Annotated in this window: 16 protein-coding genes; 15 read left to right on the top strand and 1 reads right to left on the bottom strand. The window is 53.1% G+C overall.

Features of this window, described 5'->3' with window-relative positions:
- The first annotated feature begins 60 nt into the window (after nt 1-60).
- From IB252_RS10375 to IB252_RS10360, 4 genes are all read left to right on the top strand, one after another.
- Nucleotides 61-1,164 carry an ABC transporter ATP-binding protein gene (locus IB252_RS10375; RefSeq protein WP_192408423.1) on the top strand — a complete coding sequence of 368 codons (1,104 nt, stop codon included), beginning with the start codon at nt 61-63 and terminating at the stop codon, nt 1,162-1,164.
- Between the two features lie 16 nt (nt 1,165-1,180).
- On the top strand, nt 1,181-2,653 hold the full coding sequence (locus IB252_RS10370; RefSeq protein WP_192408422.1) for a mannitol dehydrogenase family protein: 1,473 nt from the start codon (nt 1,181-1,183) through the stop codon (nt 2,651-2,653).
- Between the two features lie 224 nt (nt 2,654-2,877).
- A complete protein-coding gene (xylB, locus tag IB252_RS10365) occupies nt 2,878-4,374 on the top strand; it encodes a xylulokinase (protein ID WP_192408421.1) in 1,497 nt (498 codons plus the stop codon).
- 13 nt (nt 4,375-4,387) lie between these two features.
- Nucleotides 4,388-5,326 (top strand): carbohydrate kinase family protein, encoded by a 939-nt coding sequence (locus tag IB252_RS10360; protein WP_192408420.1) that lies wholly within the window; start codon nt 4,388-4,390, stop codon nt 5,324-5,326.
- Between the two features lie 126 nt (nt 5,327-5,452).
- On the opposite strand, the gene IB252_RS10355 is transcribed toward IB252_RS10360, so the two are convergent.
- Nucleotides 5,453-6,754, bottom strand: a complete 1,302-nt coding sequence (locus IB252_RS10355; RefSeq protein ID WP_192408419.1) for an OprD family porin — start codon at nt 6,752-6,754, stop codon at nt 5,453-5,455.
- Between the two features lie 241 nt (nt 6,755-6,995).
- Between IB252_RS10355 and IB252_RS10350 the strand changes: the two genes are divergently transcribed.
- The 11 genes from IB252_RS10350 (at nt 6,996) to IB252_RS10300 (ending at nt 21,213) form a co-directional block, all read left to right on the top strand.
- Nucleotides 6,996-9,050 (top strand): type VI secretion system tip protein VgrG, encoded by a 2,055-nt coding sequence (locus IB252_RS10350; protein WP_192408418.1) that lies wholly within the window; start codon nt 6,996-6,998, stop codon nt 9,048-9,050.
- Nucleotides 9,041-9,904, top strand: a complete 864-nt coding sequence (locus tag IB252_RS10345) for a DUF4123 domain-containing protein (RefSeq protein WP_192408417.1) — start codon at nt 9,041-9,043, stop codon at nt 9,902-9,904. Before IB252_RS10350 ends, IB252_RS10345 begins: the two co-directional genes overlap by 10 nt.
- Nucleotides 9,905-9,940: 36 nt before the next feature.
- Nucleotides 9,941-13,180: a hypothetical protein gene (locus IB252_RS10340; protein ID WP_192408416.1), complete on the top strand. Its 3,240-nt coding sequence runs from the start codon at nt 9,941-9,943 to the stop codon at nt 13,178-13,180.
- Nucleotides 13,181-13,196: 16 nt separating this feature from the next.
- Complete coding sequence (locus tag IB252_RS10335; protein ID WP_192408415.1) at nt 13,197-14,177, top strand: tetratricopeptide repeat protein; 981 nt, start codon at nt 13,197-13,199, stop codon at nt 14,175-14,177.
- A 5-nt stretch (nt 14,178-14,182) separates the two neighbouring features.
- Nucleotides 14,183-15,154: a tetratricopeptide repeat protein gene (locus IB252_RS10330; RefSeq protein WP_192408625.1), complete on the top strand. Its 972-nt coding sequence runs from the start codon at nt 14,183-14,185 to the stop codon at nt 15,152-15,154.
- A 5-nt stretch (nt 15,155-15,159) separates the two neighbouring features.
- Entirely contained in the window at nt 15,160-16,128 is a 969-nt protein-coding gene (locus tag IB252_RS10325; RefSeq protein WP_192408414.1) for a tetratricopeptide repeat protein, read from the top strand.
- Nucleotides 16,129-16,140: 12 nt separating this feature from the next.
- Nucleotides 16,141-17,115 (top strand): tetratricopeptide repeat protein, encoded by a 975-nt coding sequence (locus tag IB252_RS10320; protein ID WP_192408413.1) that lies wholly within the window; start codon nt 16,141-16,143, stop codon nt 17,113-17,115.
- Between the two features lie 34 nt (nt 17,116-17,149).
- Nucleotides 17,150-18,118, top strand: coding sequence for a tetratricopeptide repeat protein (locus IB252_RS10315; RefSeq protein WP_192408412.1), 969 nt, complete (start codon nt 17,150-17,152; stop codon nt 18,116-18,118).
- A gap of 52 nt (nt 18,119-18,170) precedes the next feature.
- Nucleotides 18,171-19,184, top strand: a complete 1,014-nt coding sequence (locus tag IB252_RS10310) for a tetratricopeptide repeat protein (RefSeq protein ID WP_225607359.1) — start codon at nt 18,171-18,173, stop codon at nt 19,182-19,184.
- Nucleotides 19,185-19,267: 83 nt separating this feature from the next.
- Complete coding sequence (locus IB252_RS10305; RefSeq protein WP_192408621.1) at nt 19,268-20,236, top strand: tetratricopeptide repeat protein; 969 nt, start codon at nt 19,268-19,270, stop codon at nt 20,234-20,236.
- A 29-nt stretch (nt 20,237-20,265) separates the two neighbouring features.
- Nucleotides 20,266-21,213, top strand: a complete 948-nt coding sequence (locus tag IB252_RS10300) for a tetratricopeptide repeat protein (protein ID WP_192408619.1) — start codon at nt 20,266-20,268, stop codon at nt 21,211-21,213.
- Nucleotides 21,214-21,302 lie beyond the last annotated feature (89 nt).

Here is a 21,302-nt window from a genome sequence, read left to right as displayed (position 1 = left end):
CACTCCCACAAAAAAGCCCGCACGGCTCAACTGAATAACAACAAGTGGAGGCCCATCATCATGGCCAACCTGAAAATCAAGAATCTGCAAAAAGGCTTCGAAGGCTTTTCCATCATCAAGGGCATTGATCTCGAAGTCCGTGATAAAGAATTCGTAGTGTTCGTCGGCCCGTCGGGCTGCGGCAAATCCACCCTGCTGCGCCTGATCGCCGGTCTGGAAGAAGTCAGCGGTGGCACCATCGAACTCGATGGCCGTGACATCACCGAAGTCAGCCCGGCCAAGCGCGACCTGGCGATGGTGTTCCAAACCTACGCCCTGTACCCACACATGAGCGTGCGCAAAAACATGTCGTTTGCCCTCGACCTGGCTGGCGTACCGAAAGCCGAGGTCGAGAAGAAAGTCGGCGAAGCGGCGCGCATCCTCGAACTCGGGCCGATGCTCGAACGTAAACCGAAACAGTTGTCCGGCGGTCAGCGTCAGCGCGTGGCCATCGGCCGGGCCATCGTGCGCAATCCGAAAATCTTCCTGTTCGACGAGCCACTGTCCAACCTCGACGCCGCCCTGCGGGTGCAGATGCGCCTGGAACTGCTGCGCCTGCACAAAGAACTCAAAGCCACGATGATCTACGTGACCCACGACCAGGTCGAAGCCATGACCATGGCCGACAAAGTCGTGGTACTCAATGGCGGCAAAGTCGAACAAGTCGGCTCGCCCCTGGACCTGTATCACCAACCGGCCAACCTGTTTGTCGCCGGGTTCCTGGGCACGCCGAAAATGGGCTTCCTCAAGGGCAAAGTCACCCGCGTCGAAAGCCAGAGCTGCGAAGTGCTGCTGGATGCCGGCACCCGCATCACGTTGCCGCTGAGCGGCGCCAACCTGAGCGTCGGCGGCGCGGTCACCCTGGGTATTCGCCCGGAGCATCTGAATCTCGCGCAAACCGGCGACTGCACTTTGCAGGTCACCGCCGACGTCAGCGAACGCCTGGGCAGCGACACCTTCTGCCACGTGGTGACCTCGTCCGGCGAAGCGCTGACCATGCGCGTTCGCGGCGACCTGGCCAGCCGTTATGGCGAGTCGTTGAGCCTGCACCTGGACGCCGAGCACTGCCATTTATTCGATGCCGACGGCGTGGCGCTGACCCGCCCGTTGCGTGCTGCGGCCTGATTTTAGAGAGCATCTGATGAAACTGAATAAACAGAACCTCAACCGCCTCGCCCCCGAGGTGGTCCTGCCCGCTTACGCCCTGAGCGACACCCACCAAGGCATTGCGCACATCGGCGTCGGCGGTTTCCACCGGGCGCATCAGGCGTATTACACCGATGCGTTGATGAATACCGGCGAAGGTCTGGACTGGGCGATTTGCGGCGTCGGCCTGCGCGCCGAAGACCGCCGCGCCCGGGACGATCTCAAAGAGCAGGACTACCTGTTCACCCTGTTCGAGCTGGGCGATACCGACGATACCGAAGTCCGGGTCATCGGCGCGATTCGCGACATGCTGCTGGCCGAAGACGGCGCGGCAGCGCTGATCGACAAACTCGCCAGCCCCGAGATCCGTATCGTTTCGCTGACCATTACCGAAGGCGGCTACTGCATCGACGACAGCACCGGCGAGTTCATGGCCCAGCTGCCGCAAATCCAGCACGACCTGGCGCACCCGAACGCACCGAAAACCGTGTTCGGTTTTCTCTGCGCCGCACTGGCCAAACGTCGTGCAGCCGGCACACCGGCGTTCACCTTGATGTCCTGCGATAACCTGCCGCACAACGGCGCGGTCACTCGCAAAGCGTTACTGGCGTTCGCCGCCCTGCGTGATGCCGATCTGCGGGACTGGATCGCCAGCAACGTGAGTTTCCCCAACGCGATGGTCGACCGCATCACGCCGATGACCAGCACCGAACACAAGCTGCAACTGCACGATAAACACGCTATCGACGACGCCTGGCCGGTGGTCTGCGAACCGTTTGTGCAGTGGGTACTGGAAGACAAGTTCGTCAACGGTCGGCCAGCCTGGGAAAAGGTCGGCGTGCAGTTCACTGACGACGTCACGCCTTATGAAGAGATGAAGATCAAACTGCTCAACGGCAGTCACCTCGCACTCACTTATCTGGGTTTTTTGAAGGGTTACCGCTTCGTTCACGAAACCATGAACGACCCGCTGTTCGTGCGCTACATGCGTGCCTACATGGACTTGGACGTGACCCCGCAACTGTCACCCGTGCCGGGGATTGACCTGACCGAGTACAAAAACACCCTGGAGGCGCGCTTCTCCAACCAGGCGATTGCCGATCAGCTGGAGCGCGTGTGTTCGGACGGTTCGTCGAAGTTTCCGAAGTTCACTGTGCCGACGATCAATCGATTGATTGCCGATGGACGAGAGACGACGCGTGCGGCATTGGTGGTGGCCGCTTGGGCGTTGTATTTGAAGGGCGTGGACGAGAATGGCGAGACCTACAGCATTCCTGATCCGCGGGCGGCGTTCTGTCAGGCGTTGGTGGCGGATGATGCGTTGATCACGCAGCGGTTGCTGGCGGTTGAGGAGATTTTTGGTACGGCGATCCCGCATTCGCCCGAGTTTGTGGCGGCGTTTGAGTGGTGCTGTAACAGCTTGCGGGATGGGGGGGTGACGCGGACTTTGGAGCGGGTGCTGGCCTAGGTGGCTTGAGTGTCAGAGAGAACCACCCCTCACCCTAACCCTCTCCCCAGGGGGTAGAGGGGGCTGACCGAGTTGCTCTTGGTGCTACATCGACCTGAAAAATCGAGTCGAACTCAGGCTTGAAAAGCACAAAGATCGGCCCCCTTTCCCCCTCTCCCCTCTGGGGAGAGGGCTGGGGTGAGGGGTGGTTTTCAGATTAACGTTACAAACCAGCAGGACCGCCCATGGCAAACCAACAACTATTCCTCGGCATCGACTGCGGCACCCAAGGCACCAAAGCCATCATCCTCGACGCCGTCAGCGGTGAGGTGCTGGGCCAGGGTGCCGCCGCGCACAGCCTGATCACTGGCGCCAACGGCCGTCGCGAGCAAGACACCTCGCAATGGCTGGAAGCCTTCGCGCTTGCCACCCGCCGTGCATTGCTCGCGGCAAAGGTCGATGGCCAGGACATCCTCGGCATCGGCGTTTCCGGCCAGCAACACGGGCTGGTGCTGCTCGACGATCAGGGTCAGGTGCTGCGTCCGGCCAAACTCTGGTGTGACACCGAATCCACCCCGGAAAACGACCGCCTGCTGGCCCATCTGGGTGGCGAAAAAGGCTCGCTGGAACGCCTCGGCGTTGTGATCGCGCCGGGCTACACCGTCTCCAAACTGCTCTGGACCAAAGAACAACACCCGCAGATTTTCGCTCGCATCGCGCGCATCCTGCTGCCCCACGACTACCTCAACTATTGGCTCACCGGCCGCAGTTGCAGTGAGTACGGCGACGCCTCGGGCACCGGGTATTTCAACGTGCGCACCCGCCAATGGGACTTGCAGCTGCTGCGTGATATCGATGCCACCGGGCGACTGCAAGCCGCGCTGCCAGAGCTGATCGACGCTCATCAAGCCGTCGGCACGATCCTGCCGAGCATCGCCGAACACCTGGGCATCAACCCGCAGGCGCTGGTCTCCAGCGGCGGTGGCGACAACATGATGGGCGCAATCGGCACCGGCAATATCAAGCCCGGCGCAATCACCATGAGCCTCGGTTCATCGGGGACGGTGTACGCCTACGCTGACCAGCCGACAGTCAGTCCGGACGCTTGCGTCGCAACGTTCTGCTCCTCCAGCGGTGGATGGCTGCCGCTGATCTGCACCATGAACCTGACCAACGCGACCGGGGTGATTCGCGAGCTGTTCGAGCTGGATATCGAACAGTTCAACGAACTCGTCGCGCAAGCCCCCATCGGCGCCGAAGGCGTGTGCATGCTGCCGTTCCTCAACGGCGAGCGCGTCCCCGCCCTGCCCCATGCCACCGGCAGCCTGCTGGGGTTGACCATGACCAACCTGACCCAGTCCAACCTGTGCCGCGCCGTGGTGGAAGGCACGACCTTCGGTTTGCGTTATGGGCTGGACCTGCTGCGCCAGAATGGCTTACAAAGCCGCAGCATTTGCCTGATCGGCGGCGGCTCGAAAAGCCCGGTGTGGCGACAGGTCGTCGCTGACATCATGAACACCCCAGTCATCTGCACCGAACAAAGCGAAGCCGCGGCCCTTGGCGCGGCGATTCAGGCGGCGTGGTGCATCTCCTGGGAAAACGGCCATGAAGACAGCCTGGAGGATCTATGCGAGCGCTGCGTGAAGTTCGATCCAGCCAGCGAAACCTTGCCGATCGCAGACAATGTGGCGGCCTGTCAGCAAGCCTACGAACGCTATCAACAGCATGTCGCAACCCTTTAAAGAGTGAATAACTATGTACCTGGTGTGTGGCGAAGCGCTGTTCGATTTCTTCAGTGAAGACGACGCCAGCGGCCTGGCTTCAAAAGTGAATTTCAAGGCGATTGCCGGCGGCTCGCCGTTCAACGTGGCGGTGGGTTTACGCCGTTTGGGGGTGGATGCTGCGTTGTTTGCCGGCCTTTCCACCGACTATCTTGGTCGGCGCTTGCAGCAGGTGCTGCAGGATGAAGGCGTGCGCCCGGATTACCTGGTGGATTTCGCCGCGCCTACCACCCTGGCGATGGTGGCCGTCGGTGCCAATGGTTCACCTCATTACAGCTTCCGGGGTGAAGGCTGCGCGGATCGTCAGCTGAAAACCGAACATCTGCCGGAACTGGGGCCTGAGGTACGTGGCCTGCACATCGGTTCGTTTTCGCTGGTGGTGCAACCGATTGCCGACACGCTGTTGGCATTGGTGCAACGGGAAAGCGGTAAACGCTTGATCAGCCTTGATCCCAACGTACGGCTCAATCCTGAGCCGAATATCGACCTGTGGCGTTCGCGTATTGCCACCTTGGTTGAGCTGGCCGACCTGATCAAAGTCAGCGATGAAGATTTGAGCCTGTTGTACCCCGAGCAGGATCCGCAACGGGTCATTGAAGGCTGGCAGCAGCACCGCTGTCAGTTGGTGTTTCTGACCCGTGGTGGCGAGGGGGCGACGGTGTTCAGCCGTCAGCATGGCTCCTGGTCGGTACCGGCGAGTTCAGTGAAAATCGCCGACACCGTGGGCGCTGGCGATACGTTCCAGGCGGCGTTGATTACCTGGCTGACGGAGCAGCAGCTGGATTCGGTTGAGGGTGTGCAGCAGCTGAGTCGTGAGCAGATTGATGCCATGCTCAAATTTGCAGTGCAGGCGGCAGCGCTGACCTGCAGCAAGACCGGGCCGGACTTACCGTATCGCCAGCAACTCACCTAACTGATCGTTCCCACGCTCCGCGTGGGAATGCCTCAAGGGACGCTCCGCGTTCCAATTCGCGAAAGGGACGCGGAGCGTCCCGGGCTGCACTCCCACGCGGAGCGTGGGAACGATCATTTCGCTCTGTCAGAGCACCGAAAAGTTGTAACTCACAATCAACCGGGTCTCATCCACATCCCGGGCAAACTTCTCGTAGTTGGTCCGGTACGTCGCATTGCGCAACCGCAGGCTGACATCCTTGAACGTCCCGCTCTGCACCACGTACTTGAGTTCGCTGTCGCGCTCCCACTCCTTCCCTTCCTGATCACTGCCCAGCACCTTGATATGGTCACCGTTCACGTAACGGGTCAGGAAACTCAGCCCATTGATGCCAATCGCTTTGAAGTCATAGTCATAACGCAGCTGCCACGAGCGTTCCTGTGCAGCAGCGAAGTCGTTGACCTGTACATAGTTGACGAGGTACGGATTGGTCCCATCCAGATACGGCATCGAATTGTCGCCGTTCATGCGCTGCCAACCGGCGCTGAAGGTGTGGCCGCTGATGGCGTAAGCGAGCATGCCGCTCAGGGCGCGGTTGTCGATGGAACCTGCACGAGCAGCGCCGCTATCGGCACTCTTGAGCAATCGAAGGTCAGCCTTGAGCACGCCCTCGCCCAACGGCTGGTTGGCCAGCAAGCCTACGAAGTGCTGACGGTAGATATCTTCCAGCTCGGCGTAGTGATATTGGCCGGCCAGGCGCTCGTTGATCTTGTAGTCGAAGCCGTACATGTCGAAATGATCGGCGGTGACGTTGCAGGCATAACGCTTGTTCTTGCAATGCACGCGGATGTCCTGGGAATCGGTGGAATCCCGGGCGGTGTACTGGTCCAGCCGCGCCGCCATAAAGGTCAGGTCCTTGACCTCTTTGGACGTGAGCATTGCGCCGTTGAACATCGTCGGCAACAAACGACCGTCGTTGTACTTGAGCAACGGCACGTCGGGCAGCAATGCGCCGTACTTCAACACACTTTGCGAGACGCGCACTTTGGCGGTCAGCCCCAGTTTTGCGTATTGGTCTTTCGACCCACGCGGATCCTGCCCCGTGGACGGCAGCAAACCACTGTTGCTGCTGTCGGCGCTGGAGTCGAGCTTGAGGCCCAACATGCCCAAAGCATCGATCCCGAAACCGACGGTGCCTTCGGTGTAACCCGATTGCAGATTGAGAATAAAACCTTGGGCCGACTCTTCACGTTTCGAAGCGCCCTGCTCGGTGGACGTGTGCCCATCCCGAAAGTCGCGATTGAAATACACCGTGCGCGATTCGAGTTTCGCCGTGGTGTCGTCGATAAAACCGCTCGCAAAGGCCGACCCGGTAAAACCGGCGCACAGGACTAAAGCGCCGAAGCCGAGTGACTGGCGCGCGGTGATGAGAGTAAAGGGGGGACGCATGAAAAAAAGCTCCAACAGTGCAGCGTTTGCGCAAGGCGCAATAAGCCAGAAAATAGCCTTCAGCCCGGACAAGTAACTTGCCAGGATGAAGTGGACACACAGAAGTGAGCGGCGATGATGGCAGAAGGCTGTTACTGGCTACAGACGACTTTAGTCGGTAAATGACTATTCGTTTCCTTGAACGAGGCGCTTTAATCCTGCACCATCCGCCCCAGCTTATTCAAAGGACGGAATTAAAGGCATGCTGGACGCGAACGCAACCCATATTTCCCTGACGCTGGAAGGCGTTTCCGTTGACCTTCAGGTACTCAGCTTCGTCGGTCGCGAAACCCTCAACCAGCCGTTCTGCTTCGACATCGAACTGGTCAGCGCGCGCCCCGACCTGAAACTCGAAGAGTTGCTGCACAAGCCCGGCTGCCTGACCTTCGGCGCCACCGGCAAAGGCATCATCCACGGCCTGGTGTACCGCATCGAGCAAGGCGATTCCGGCAAAAGCCTGACCCGCTACAGCATCAGTCTGGTGCCACAACTCGCCTACCTGCGCCACAACCATGACCAGCAGATATTCCAGCATTTAAGTGTGCCGAAGATCATCGCTCAGGTCCTCGAAGCGCGCGGCATCCTGGCCGATGCCTACAGCTTCCAGCTCGGCGCGATCTACCCGGAACGCGATTACTGCGTGCAGTACGACGAATCCGACCTGCATTTCATCCAGCGCCTGTGCGAAGAAGAAGGCATTCACTTCCACTTCCAGCACAGTGCCAGCGGCCACAAACTGGTGTTCGGCGATGACCAGACGGTGTTCCGCAAACTCGCGCCCGTGGCCTATCAGCAAGACTCCGGCATGGCCGCCGAGAAACCGGTGATCAAGCGCTTCAACCTGCGCCTGGAAACCCGCACCACCCGCGTCAGCCGTCGCGATTACGACTTCGAGAAACCGCGCATCCTGCCCGAGGGCTCCGCCAAAAGCACGTTCGCCCCGGACCTTGAAGACTACGACTACCCCGGCCGCTTCACCGACCGCGAACGCGGCAAGCAACTGGCAACCCGCGCCCTGGAACGCCATCGCAGCGACTACAAACTGGCCGAAGGCAAAGGCGACGAGCCCACCCTGGTCAGCGGCCACTTCATGGCCCTGAGCGAACACCCGCGCGCCGAGTGGAACGACCTCTGGCTGCTGCTGGAAGTGGTGCACGAAGGCAAACAGCCGCAAGTGCTCGGCGCAAACGTCACCAGCGACGTCACCCAGAACAAAGACGATTTCCACCAGGGCTACCGCAACCGCTTCCTCGCCACCCCGTGGGACGCGCACTTCCGCCCTGCCCTCGAACACCCGAAACCCAAAGTCCTCGGCAGCCAGACCGCCATCGTCACCGGCCCTGCGGGTGAAGAAATCCACTGCGACGAATACGGTCGCGTCAAAGTCCAGTTCCACTGGGATCGCGAAGGCCAGGCCGACGACAAGACCAGTTGCTGGCTGCGCGTCGCCACCGGCTGGGCCGGCAGTGCCTACGGCGGCATCGCCATCCCGCGCATCGGCATGGAAGTGCTGGTGTCGTTTATGGAAGGCGACCCGGACCAACCGCTGATCACCGGCTGCCTGTACCACAAGGAAAACGTCGTCCCCTACGACCTGCCGGCGAACAAGACCCGCAGCACCTTCAAAACCCTGAGCTCGCCGGGCGGCAACGGTTACAACGAGTTTCGGATTGAAGACAAAAAAGGTGCGGAACAAATCTATCTGCACGCCCAGCGCGATTGGGATGAAAACATTGAGCATGACCAAAAGATTCGCGTCGGCAACGAGCGACACGACACCGTTGAGGCCAATGTTTTAAGCGAATTCAAGGTTGAAGAACATCGCATCACCCACCTCGACCGCAAGACTGAAACCCGGGCGGATGATCACCTCACCGTTGGCGTGACCCAGCATGTGAAGGTGGGGACGGCGCAGTTTGTCGAGGCCGGCCAGGAGATTCACTACAACGCCGGGGAAAAGGTTGTGGTTGAGGGTGGCATGGAGCTGACGGCCAAGGCTGGCGGGAGCTTTGTGAAGGTGGATGCGGGGGGCGTGACGATCAGTGGTGCGCAGGTGAAGGTTAACTCGGGCGGTGGGCCGGGGTCGGGGACGCCTGCTGCGCCGTTGTTGCCGGGGCCGATGAAGATGGCGGATGCCGATAAGGCCGGCAAAGTCCCGATACCGCTGCCAAAACGCCTGAACGAGTCCGGCATCACGCCGTTGTGCGGCAAACAAAGCAACGGCGCCTGCAGCCGTAAGGATTGCACATGCATGTAAAAGCGTTGAACGCCCTCCTCGCCGAACCCCGCCATTCGTTCGAGCAACTGCCGAGAGAACCGTCGAGCCAGACACTGTGCTTCATCATCGACCGCACCCGCCAGCCTGAGGCCATGAGCCGCCTCTACCGCGTCGGCGAACCGATGAACTCCCAAGGCTTGTTCATCGGCACCGATTTCGCCGAGATCGCCGCTGACGGCCCCTTGTGGCTCAACGCGCCATGGGGCAGCCGCCTGGCCGCCGAAGCCGCAAAGCTTTGTGAGGAAAACTTTTCCGGCATCGCCCTGACCACTGACGACCCAGCCAAAGCACTAACCCATGCGCGCTGGCTGTTACGCGCCAATGACGGCTCCGGCGGACAAAGCCTGCTGAGCTATCACAAGCCAAGCCTGTGGGCCGCACTGGCCTACACCGCCGGCGAAACCTCGCATCAGCTCTTTGGTCCGTGGCATCACGTCTACACCCCGGCGCCGACTCATTTCGGTGCTGGCAACGGTAATTGGTTGAGCTGGCGCCCGGTCTCGGAACTCGAATGGCTGCGCGACGCCTCAGCGTTCAACATCCCGGACGATGCACCAAAGGTTCAAGAGCGATTGGGCTGGATCTACTGGGTCGATGAGCAATACGCCGCATTTGGCGAGCCGACTGACGAAGAACTGCCCAACATCGCGGAAAACCTCGATGTGCTGGTCAATCACAACATCTACGAAGGCCGGCATTTGCTCAAACTGGCCCACATCGCCAATGGCCCGCTGCTCGAAACACAGCCCCAGGCCATGGCCATCCTGCAATCCAGGGAAGAGTCGTTCATCAAGGTTGAACAGCTGAAGCAACTCGCTACCAGCGCCGCCTGATGAACCCGTCCGTGTAACGAATGAATGGAAGCATTTATGGAATCCAATACCAGTGCTGTACCTACTGCACCAACAGCCGAAGAAACCTGTGCGAAGCCGCCACGGGATCTCGGTGAGCAGCCCAATGCACCTGATGAAACGCCCGGCTCTCATGACAAAGTAAAAACGCCGTGTTCAACAACCTACGGCAGCGCGATTTACGACACCGAAAATGAATCGTTCTGGCTACTGCCGGAACGCACGACTTCGGCGCTTAAAGAAGCGGCCAATGACCTGGACCAAAAAGTAAGTTCAAGCAAGTCTGCCGAGGAGCGCAAAAAAGGCCTCTACAGCACAGGGTTGCTTGAATACTTCCTCGAACCCAAATTGGGCAACTTTCTCGCGGGCGAAGAGCAAGTGCGAATGCTCGAGATTGAAGCGCAATACCCAAGCATCAGTGACCTGGATGCCACGTTGCTGGAGGCGCAGCAACAGAGAAAGGCTGCAGCGCCACCGGCTCCGGCTCCCTCGACGCCTCTAACCCGACTTGAACAAGATGACATCAAAAAGTCCGAGTGGATGGCGGCGCAACAAGACGCAACGCGGGTGCACAGTGTTCATGCTGAATGGCAAAAGTTGAAGCGCACTGCCATCGTCGCCGCTAAAGAAAAGGGTTACGCCTACGAAAGTGGAAGTCTGTACTCCCCTGAATCCATTGCAGCGCGCGAGGGCGTTCAGAAATACCTCAAAGCTCGAGAAACCTTACTCAAAGAAAAAGACCTGGCCACATTAGGCTCGGCTGAACTCGCGCCGCTGCTGGCTAATGACAAAAAGCGACTAGACGAGGTCGCGACTTGCGGGGCGAATAACCAACTCCCTCTTTGTACGTACGTGCGCGATCAGGAAGCACAGCGTTTAAAAAGAAAAGCGATCTATGTTGCTTACCTTGAGTCCATTACTAGTGTTGCTCAATACGGAATTGCCTTACCCGAATTCGCCCTGATTCCTGCGAGCGGTGCTTCGGTCGAAGGTGGCGTCGACCTGTTCAAGCAATACCTGGCGCTTGAGAAAAAGCAGACAGAGGTCAACGAACGACTTAGCACAAAATATAAAGGCTGGATCGAAGCAAGCGGCCGGCAGGCCAAAGCGCCGGCCAACCTTGTTTCCCTCGAGCGCGCCGAATGGGACCGTCTGCAGGCAGATAAAGAAAAGTTACGACTGCAAGCCGAGAAAAACATGGAAACCGCACCTGTTCGTCGACATCTGTTGTGGGAGCCCGAGCAGTTCCAGGCCAAGCCGATGGATCGGCTGGTCAAGGATGGTTTTCCGCTTCATGAAATGAGCATGCTGGATGACCTCAAGAAACCATTGACCTACCTGAGCATGTATTCGCTTCCAAGACTTCAGGCCACCGTCAAGAACGACTGGAAAAAGGTCGGCGCCAAAGTCAAAGACTTGACCAAACGCCCAGGTAACAGCACTGGCAAAGCCGCCACCGACAGTGAATTGAATTTGTTCGGCCAATGGCTCGAACAGGAAGGCGCTCTGCGGATCAAGGACCAGGAAAGCGACTGGTTTTCCCCCGAAGGCTGGTTCGAGATCGAAAAGTTTTACACCTTTCTGCAAACCAAGAATTACAAAGTCACTGCCCTTGATAGTGCCGGCAGCCGCAAGGAATGGGGTGTACGCCTGCAACAGGTGTTGTTCAAAGACAACGTGCGCAAGACCTTTCGCATTTTTGATATCAGCCCCCAAGCGCAACTGGTTCGCTGCCTGACGTCGTCATCCACTGAGATCATTCACGGGTCAACAAAAGTCGAAGGCCCCGCTTTTAGCCTGGCGGAAGGATTTAAAGCCTCGGCCAAAGCGTCATTCGGCGTCGACCTCGCCCGTGGTGAAGTCGAACTGTTTAAAGTCGATCTGCCTGAACGCAGCAAAGCCAAAGAAATCACGTTTACCTATCTGGACGGTAATAGCGTCCAACAAACACTCAATCTCGGCCGGTTTTCGTTGTATCTCGGCGCCAAGGCCTGGGGCTATGCCGGCGCCTCGCTGCTGCTTTCCTCCGAGATAGCGCTGGACGTTGGCAACGCGGGATTCCATTTGGCTCCGCCAGAACCCGTGGTACGGACTGGAGACAAACGCGATTTCGTCCACACCGAAACCAGCGATCAAATCAAGGGAGTCAATAAAAACCTGCAAGTACAGAATGGAGGCAAAGCCGCCTTCAATTTATTCGCCGGTTTGCAATCGGGAATCATGGTGACCGGCGCCTTGAACTGGGCCCCGCCTTCCGAAGTCGCCCTGCTACAACGGGCACCCACATCGGGGTCCAAAGACTCGATGAAGACCAACGAGTGGTTCAGCCTCGCTCGTTTAACCGCCGAACTAAATGTGGCCGCAGGTTTGGGGATAAAGGGCGAAGCGAGTATTTCGTTGTATGACGGCCGGTTGATTCTGGTACTGAAGGCTTCGTTGGTAGCCGGCCCTGGTGTGGGTGGGGCTTTCAAGTTTGAAGTAGGTTACGACGCAGTGACAGAGTTGATCAACTTGTTCCGTAGAGAGCTTTATAAAAACAAGCAAAATCCTTTCTTTGCCATCGATAAAAATACAAACGATTACATGTCCAAGCTAAATGCCTTGGCCATTTGCGGCTTTGATATCCCTATGGTCTATATCATGGGAGTGGATGCAGTCATGGCCCTTTATGAGAGTTTGACCGCTACCGGCAAGGGAGGGCCGATTGCAGATACTATTATTTATTATGCGAACCAAGCAGAATTGGAGGAATGGTGCGTTAACGCGATTCCGGGTGCTTTGGGCCCGCTATTAATGACTTTAATTAGCCCTGCAGACGAATTCAGTATTAGCAGTACCAATTCATCGGGCGATACAGCGAAAGAAGAACGCAAATACGACAAAAGCGAAGCGCACTTGATACAACAAAAAGCTATTGAGCGTATTCTTAGATGGATATTAGATAACGCAAAAAAACAGAATACCGTCGATAAAGCCCAGAGTCAGTTCGAGGAGATCTGCATGTGCATGAATCGCTTTGGACTAAAGCCAGCGAACGAAAGGCAATTTTATTGTGATAATCGACTGGCGCTTGATAACTTTATGTCAGATGCAGTTCTAAGACTTGCCGATCCAGAAAACGACAAAATGCGTACACGATATGCTCAACATGTGAAATTATTAGGCTCAAATAGTGATAATTACTGCCAGCGCAGTCAATTTTATGGCCGAACATATATACCCGCTGGCAAAGCCAAATACATTGCTCCAGACCAGTAGAAACTGAGGACAACACATGCGCCAAAAATTCACACTCGCTACTGCAGTTTTTTCGCTGCTTTTTTCTTGCCAATTGTTTGCAAAACCTACAGCTGAATTGAATGCAGCCAAGCAAACGGGAATAGTTTTTTACAATCAGTACAAGATGGCGCCTGCAATACAGTATTTGACGATAGCCGCAACAGGTGGGGATGCGGAATCCCAGTACTATTTAGCTGAATCAATTAGAAATACAAAACGCTACATGACCGAGGACGCTCAAAAGTGGTACGAGGAATCAGCAAACCAAAATAACGTTTATGCGATGATACAGCTCGGACGAAGTGATGATAATCTCTGCGTCAACATGGGCAACTGTCCTGAAAGTACAAAAACACCGGCGCAATGGTTGAAAGGCGCGCTAGATTTGACGAAACCTGTTGCTGAAAGTGGTGATCCCGAAGCGATGTACTTAATGTATGAACTAACGCTTAAGGATGAATGGCTGGAGAAATCTGCAAATTCTGGATATGCATTAGCTCAATACTGGATGGCAATTGGAACTAGGCAAGGAGACGGTTTCTTCTTGCCGTGGAAGCGGCATGAGGCAATTGGAAATTGGCTGAAACTATCTGCAGAAGGAGGATACCCCCCTGCAATGATGGAATACGCTGCGTTTATTTATGAAGATCAAGGTGACTTAACAGTCGCTCGCCATTGGATTGTCGAAGCAGCTAAAAAAGGGTACAAATCAGGCGTCAGTAGTTACGGCGCATATTCAGCCCATTCACCATCGCTTTATGACTTCCCATTAGATAGAGTTAAAGGTTATGCATTGACCTCGCTACTATCTGAACTTGACGGCGGCGGAGATGTACAGGTTTACGTAAATGAAACCCTTCCGGAAATTGCCGAAAAAATGACACCGGATGAAATTTCAGAAGCTAACGATTTTGCAAAAAACTGGAAGGCCACTCATCCCCCTCTGTCGTTTTTCCCGGAAAAATTGAGCCGTTAACGTTGATAAAGAAAAGTCTATTTACCGCATTGTTGATTATTGCGTTTGCAAATCCAGCATCCGCCGAACTTTCCTCGGAACAGCTATCAGCAAAAACACAAGGGATTACTTTCTACAACCAATACAAAGCTGTTTCTGCCACCCCCTTCCTGACCATTGCTGCGGAAGCCGGCGATCACGAAGCACAATATTATTTGGGTGAATCGCTCAGGAGGAAAAATCATTATATGAATCCTGAAGCACGAAAATGGTATGAGGCCTCTGCCGCACAGGGGGATCTTTACGCCATGATTCAGCTTGGGCGTAGCGAAAAAGATCTATGTACGTTTTCAAATGATTGCCCTCCTGATCAAAAAAAGCCCATTGAGTGGTTGAATCAAGCTAAAAATATAGCCATGCCCAAAGCAATTCAGGGTGATGCGGAGGCTATGTATATATTGTACGAGTTAACTTTAGACGACGCCTGGCTTGAAAAGGCTGCCATGGCAGGTAATGCACTTGCTCAATACTGGATGGGGGTAGGTTACCAACAAGGTGAAGGTTTTTTCCTGCCATGGAAACGTGGAGAGGCCGTGGCAAAATGGTTTAAAGCTTCCGCCGAAGGTGGTTATCCAAAGTCAATGATGGAATACGCCGCAATACTATTTGAAAGTGGGGATGTTGAAGGTTTTCGGCATTGGAATGAACAAGCAGCGCTGGTCGGTTACGCGGATACGGTTTATGGATACGGATCTGATATAGCGCATGAACCCGACACCTATGGATTCCCGTTCGATATCATAAAGGGCTATGCGCTTGTATATTTACTCTCCGAGCTTGATGGTGGTGGCGGAATGCAAGTCAATGTCGAATACAAACTTCCTCTAATCGCTGCAAAAATGACACCTGAACAGATAATAGAAGCTAAGGAGTTTGCAAAAAAATGGAAGTCCACCCATCCACCCCTATCATTTTTTCCTGACAAGTTGAGTCGCTAATTTCAATGAGCACCCACTTAGCATGCGCGCTATTAATTACTGCCCTTTCAAGTAGTGCATTCGCGCAAACATCCGTGGAACAACAAGCAGCAAAAATACAGGGAATAACTTTATACAATCAATACAAAGCCATTTCCGCAATCTCATACCTAAAGCTTGCAGCCGAAGGTGGAGATGATGAGGCTATGTATTATTTAGGCGAAGCCATAAGAAAAAATAATCGCCATATGAATACTGAGGCACAAAAAGCTTACGAAGACTCTGCGACTCTAGGAAATGTCTATTCAATGATAAGGCTTGGTCAAGCGACTGATGACTTATGCATTGCAATGAATAATTGTCCTCAAGGAAATAAAGCGCCCAAGGAATGGATGAACTTAGCTAAAAAATCTGCAAGTCTAGAAGCCGGACGTGGAAATGCGGAGTCAATGTACCTAATGTATGAGATATCCGGCGATGACAAATGGCTCGAAAAGTCGGCACAACATGGTTTTTCTCTCGCGCAGTTTCGCTTAGCCACAAAATATCAAGAAGGCGGCGGATTTTTTCTACTTTCAGCAAGTCGATTAGACGCTGTGGAGCGCTGGATGAAAGCTTCAGCGGAAGGTGGCTATCCACCAGGGATGATGGGGCTAGCAGCAGTTTCAGTTGAAAAAAATGATCTTGAAAGTTTCAGATTCTGGAGCGAAAAAGCTGCTGCCTCAGGATATGTCGAGGGAGTGTTCGGATACGGCTCCTATTTGGGAGAGGATCCGTCTAATTATGGGTTCAAATTAGACCTTGTTAAATCATACGCTCTGCTTTCTCTCCTTTATGAACTTGACGGAGGAGGACATGTTCGACGAGATGTTGAGGACGTGCTACCGGACATCGCGAAAAAAATGTCACCAGAGCAAATGAAAGAAGCTAAAGTTTTTTCGGAGAACTGGAAATCCAGCCACCCTCCGCTGTCGTTTTTCCCTGACAAGCTATGAAGCATTAACACTATGAGAGCGTATTTTTTCATAGCCCTCTTCGCGATCGAAATATCTATCCAGGTTAACGCACAGCCTACGTTGAACCTGAATTCCACGAAAGCGCAAGGCATCACACTTTACAATCAGTTCAAAACAAGTGCAGCAGTGCCATTCCTTGAATTAGCAGCACAATCAGGTGATCACGAAGCCCAATATTATTTGGCTGAGTCACTTAGAAAGAAAAACCGCTACATAGATGCCGAAGCACGGAAGTGGTATGAGGCTTCGGCAGCGCATGGTGATGTTTACGCAATGATTCGGCTAGGTCGCAGTAGGATCGACCTTTGTCATCAAGTGGAAAATTGCCTCGCAGGACAAAAGACACACGCCGAATGGTTGGTACAAGCCAATAACACAGCTTTGCTCAACGTGGAAAAAGGCGACCCTGAATCCATGTACCTGATGTATGAGATCTCTCTGGATCGGGCTTGGTTAGAAAAGTCCGCTAACGCCGGTTATTCAATAGCGCAGTACTGGATGGCTGTCGGGGAACGCCAGGGAGAAGGCTTCTTTTTTCTCCCGGGAAAACGCCAGGAATCAGTTCGCAACTGGTTGAAACTCGCCTCAGAAGGTGGGTATCCAGCGGCCATGATGGATTATCTGCAAATCTTGTTCGAAGAGGGTGACATGGCAAGTATTCGTCACTGGTTGCGGGTCGCAGCAGAGACCGGTGAGCAGCGGGCTGTGAGCAATTATGGCGCTTACATCGCACACATGCCCGACAAGGTCGGCTATCCCTTGGATTTGGTGAAAGGTCATGCCCTTTTTTCCTTGTTAAAAGAACTAGATGGCGGCGGCGCCATACAGGATTACGTCCAGGAAAAGCATAAAGAAATTGCCGAAAAAATGACGACTGAACAGATCGAAAATTCAGAGAAGGTGGCGCAAGAGTGGAAAGCATCTCACCCTCCCCTATCGTTTTTTTCTGACAAGTTGAGTCGTTAACTTGGAGAAGAATATTTCTTGCACACGGACTGTTATGAGAAAACTCATTATCGGTGCATTATTCGCTTTAGCTTTATCAGGTTACGCAAACGCGCACCTTACTCAAGATGAGCAATCAGCCAAATCACGAGGAATATTGCTGTTCAACCAATATAAAAATGCGCAGTTTGAGTTGCGTATTGCAGCGGAAGCCGGAGATACAGAAGCACAGTTCTATTTAGCCGAAGAACTGCGAAAAGAAAAACAGTTTATGACCGCCGAGGCTAAAAAGTGGTACGAAGCTTCTGCTGCTCAAGGCGACTACTACTCAATGTTTCAGCTCGCCACAGCTGGTGGGGACCTTTGCGCGGTGGCAAATAAATGTCCTTCTGGAATTAAAAGTGCTGGCGATTGGTTAGAGTTACTAATAAAAACGGCGGAGCCTCGGGCTATGAAGGGGGATGCCGAAGCAATGGCCATCATGTATAACGCGAAGTCTGATCTAACATGGCTAGAAAAATCGGCAGAAGCAGGCTATGCCCCCGCACAATGGCTGTTAGCCAATCGTTATTCGGAGGGCGAAGGTAGTTTATTACTACCTTGGAATCGTAAATCCGCCGAAGAGAAGTGGTTGAAAGAATCTTCCGAAGGTGGTTACCCAAAGGCCATGATTGAATACATTTCTATTTTGTATCAGCGTGGTGATATGGAAGGCGTTCGTCATTGGCTTGAGATAGCTGCAAAAACTGGTTACCAAGACGCTGTAAGTAGCTACGGCGCTTATCTTTCTCATACCCCTGATAAAGTCGGATATCCTATCGACCTCATAAAAGGTTATGCGCTGGTTTCGTTATTGAAAGAGCTAGACGGAGGTGGAAACGTCCAAATTTATGTCGAAGGAAAACTTCCTCTTATTTCAGAAAAGATGACACCCGAACAAATTACCGAGGCTAATCGTTTTGCTAAAGAGTGGAAAGCCACACACCCACCACTTTCCTTCTATCCCGAGAAATTAGGCCTGTAACTTTGAGTTCTAGAATCTATCTGCAGACGCATCAAGGGATACAACCGCCTCTATGGGCACACTCTATAAAAACCAGAGTCGCACTAACAATTTCTATTCTATGAAAATTCTCCGAATAATCGCTCTGTTCGCACTATTTTTTTCAGGCGCTTCATGCGCAGGCCTCACCGTTGTTGAACAAGCAGCGAAAACTCGGGGATTGATGCTATTCAATCAATATAAAGGTGCCCAATCCGAATTGCGGATTGCAGCAGAAGGCGGAGATGCAGAGGCTCAATTCTATTTGGCCGAAGAACTGCATAAAGAAAAGCAACATATCACTATCGAAGCCTATAAATGGTATGAGGCTGCCGCCGAACAAGGTGATCTTTACGCAATGATCCGACTAGGCAGGAGTAACAGCGATCAATGCAGGACAATGAACAACTGTCCAAGTCAAAAAAAGAAACCGAAGGAATGGTTGGCAGAAGCGACAACGATCGCAAAAGAAAAAGCGGATCAAGGTGACGCTGAATCACTATATATAATGTATGAATTAACAGCCGACCGGAAATTGTTAGAAAAATCTGCTAATGCTGGAAGTCCCGTCGCGCAATATCGGATGGCTATCGGTGATCGTCAAGGGGAAGGTTTTTTGCTTCCTTGGAAGCGCCAGCAATCGGTTGAGACTTGGTTTTTGGCCTCCGCTAAAGGCGGAAACCCTAAAGCAATGATGCAGCTCTTTGGGATATACCGAGAAAAAGGAAATCTAGAACAGGCCCGGTATTGGGTAGAGCAAGCGGCTTCTACTGGATATGAATCCGGCGTTTATAACTATGGCTATTTTTTGGCTGTCGAGCCTAACACATTAGGCTTTACGATGGATAAAACTAAAGGCTACGCATTAATTTCGCTATTGAAAGAACTAGACGGCGGAGGAACTGCTCAGGTTGACGTCGAAGAAACGCTACCGCAAATAGCAAAAGATATGACCCCCAAAGATATTGAACATGCAACGCAGCTTGCTAAAAAATGGAAAAATGAGCATCCCCCGCTGTCTTTTTATCCTGAAAAAATCGATTTTTGATATCAGCCTCCATCCATAGGAGTTTCAGCGTGTTTAAACTCATCCTTGGGTGGAGGCTAGACAGCCTATATCTGCGATGTGAAATGAAAAAACTTATTATTGGTGCGTTACTTATTTCAGCTTTATCAGGCAACGCAAACGCACACCTTACTCCGGATGAGCAAACTGCCAAATCGCGAGGAATCTTGCTATTCAATCAATATAAAAATGCGCAACTCGAGTTGCGTATTGCAGCTGAAGCTGGAGATGCAGAAGCACAGTTTTATTTAGCCGAAAGACTACGCAAAGAAAAGCGGTTCATGACTGCCGAAGCTCAAAAGTGGTACGAGGAATCAGCAAACCAAAATAATGTTTATGCGATGATACAACTCGGACGAAGTGGTGATAATCTCTGCGTCAACATGGGCAACTGTCCTGAAAGTACAAAAACACCGGCGCAATGGTTGAAAGGCGCGCTAGATTTGACGAAAGCTGTTGCTGAAAGTGGTGATCCCGAAGCGATGTACTTAATGTACGAACTAACGCTTAAGGATGAATGGCTGGAGAAATCTGCAAATTCTGGATATGCATTAGCTCAATACTGGATGGCTATTGGAACCAGGCAAGGAGACGGTTTCTTCTTGCCGTGGAAGCGGCATGAGGCAGTTGGAAATTGGCTGAAGCTATCTGCAGAAGGAGGATACCCCCCTGCAATGATGGAATACGCTGCGTTTATTTATGAAGACCAAGGTGATTTAACAGTCGCTCGCCATTGGATTGTCGAAGCAGCTAATAAAGGGTACGAGTCAGGCGTTAGCAGTTACGGCGCATATTCAGCCCATTCACCATCGCTTTACGACTTCCCATTAGATAGGGTTAAAGGTTATGCGTTGACCTCGCTACTATCTGAACTTGACGGTGGCGGAGATGTACAGGTTTACGTAAATGAAGCCCTTCCAGAAATTGCCGAAAAAATGACACCAGATGAAATTTCAGAAGCTAACGATTTTGCAAAGAACTGGAAGGCCACTCATCCCCCCCTGTCGTTTTTCCCGGAAAAATTGAGCCGTTAACGTTGATAAAGAAAAGTCTATTTACCGCTATGTTGATTATTGCGTTTGCAAATCCAGCATCCGCCGAACTTTCCTCGGAGCAGCAATCAGCAAAAGTGCGGGGAATAATTCTCTACAATCAATACAAGGCTGTTTCTGCTACCCCCTTCCTGACCATTGCTGCGGAAGCCGGCGATCACGAAGCACAGTATTATCTGGGAGAATCGCTCAGGAGAAAAAATCACTATATTAATCCTGAAGCTCGAAAATGGTACGAGGCGTCCGCTGCCCAAGGTGATCTATACGCAATGATTCAACTTGGGCGTATCGTGAAGGATCTTTGTACATTTTCAAACAACTGCCCACCTAATCAAAAAATGCCGGCCGAGTGGTTAAATCAAGCTAAAAAAATAGCATTGCCGAAAGCGATCCAGGGGGACGCAGAGGCCATGTATATTATGTACGAATTAACCGTTGACGAATCATGGCTTGAAAAATCAGCTATAGCTGGCCATGCACTTTCTCAATATTGGATGGGCGTGATCTATAGACAAGGAAAAGGCTTTTTCTTGCCTTGGAAGAGAGGGGAAGAGGTTGATAAATGGTTTAAAGCATCTGCCGAAGGTGGCAATCCAAGATCAATGATGGAATATGGTGCGATTTTGTTTGAGAAAGGAGACATTGAAGGTTATCGGTATTGGAATGAACAAGCGGCGTTAGTAGGCTATGCATCCACTGTCTATGGTTATGGATCAGACCTTGCCCACGAACCGGACCTGTATGGCTTCCCATTCGATATTATTAAAGGATATGCACTTATATATTTACTAGGGGAGTTAGACGGCGGTGGTGGTCTGCGGGAGATGGCCGAAAGTAAACTCCAAAAAATTGCCGAAAAAATGACATCTGAACAGATAGTAGAAGCTAAAGAGTTTGCGAAAAAATGGAAGGCTACTCAAGCCCCCCTGTCATTCTTTCCTGACAAGCTGAATCTCTAAGCCCAGTTGGATGCCGCCTGACAAGCACGCTACCAATCCGCAAGAATAGGAAGCAGCAAAATAGAAAGAGTTTATTCTTCCTAACGTCT

Source organism: Pseudomonas sp. PDM10 (genome assembly GCF_014852295.1).
Classification (GTDB): domain Bacteria; phylum Pseudomonadota; class Gammaproteobacteria; order Pseudomonadales; family Pseudomonadaceae; genus Aquipseudomonas.
Note: the sequence above shows the minus strand (reverse complement) of the source record. Positions and strands in the feature narration are given on the sequence as shown.

Coding starts and splice junctions, on each gene's coding strand:
- IB252_RS10375 (WP_192408423.1), top strand. CDS start 61: ATGGCCAACCTGAAAATCAAGAATCTGCAAAAAGGCTTCGAAGGCTTT.
- IB252_RS10370 (WP_192408422.1), top strand. CDS start 1,181: ATGAAACTGAATAAACAGAACCTCAACCGCCTCGCCCCCGAGGTGGTC.
- xylB (WP_192408421.1), top strand. CDS start 2,878: ATGGCAAACCAACAACTATTCCTCGGCATCGACTGCGGCACCCAAGGC.
- IB252_RS10360 (WP_192408420.1), top strand. CDS start 4,388: ATGTACCTGGTGTGTGGCGAAGCGCTGTTCGATTTCTTCAGTGAAGAC.
- IB252_RS10355 (WP_192408419.1), bottom strand. CDS start 6,754: ATGCGTCCCCCCTTTACTCTCATCACCGCGCGCCAGTCACTCGGCTTC.
- IB252_RS10350 (WP_192408418.1), top strand. CDS start 6,996: ATGCTGGACGCGAACGCAACCCATATTTCCCTGACGCTGGAAGGCGTT.
- IB252_RS10345 (WP_192408417.1), top strand. CDS start 9,041: ATGCATGTAAAAGCGTTGAACGCCCTCCTCGCCGAACCCCGCCATTCG.
- IB252_RS10340 (WP_192408416.1), top strand. CDS start 9,941: ATGGAATCCAATACCAGTGCTGTACCTACTGCACCAACAGCCGAAGAA.
- IB252_RS10335 (WP_192408415.1), top strand. CDS start 13,197: ATGCGCCAAAAATTCACACTCGCTACTGCAGTTTTTTCGCTGCTTTTT.
- IB252_RS10325 (WP_192408414.1), top strand. CDS start 15,160: ATGAGCACCCACTTAGCATGCGCGCTATTAATTACTGCCCTTTCAAGT.
- IB252_RS10320 (WP_192408413.1), top strand. CDS start 16,141: ATGAGAGCGTATTTTTTCATAGCCCTCTTCGCGATCGAAATATCTATC.
- IB252_RS10315 (WP_192408412.1), top strand. CDS start 17,150: ATGAGAAAACTCATTATCGGTGCATTATTCGCTTTAGCTTTATCAGGT.
- IB252_RS10310 (WP_225607359.1), top strand. CDS start 18,171: ATGGGCACACTCTATAAAAACCAGAGTCGCACTAACAATTTCTATTCT.
- IB252_RS10305 (WP_192408621.1), top strand. CDS start 19,268: ATGAAAAAACTTATTATTGGTGCGTTACTTATTTCAGCTTTATCAGGC.
- IB252_RS10300 (WP_192408619.1), top strand. CDS start 20,266: ATGTTGATTATTGCGTTTGCAAATCCAGCATCCGCCGAACTTTCCTCG.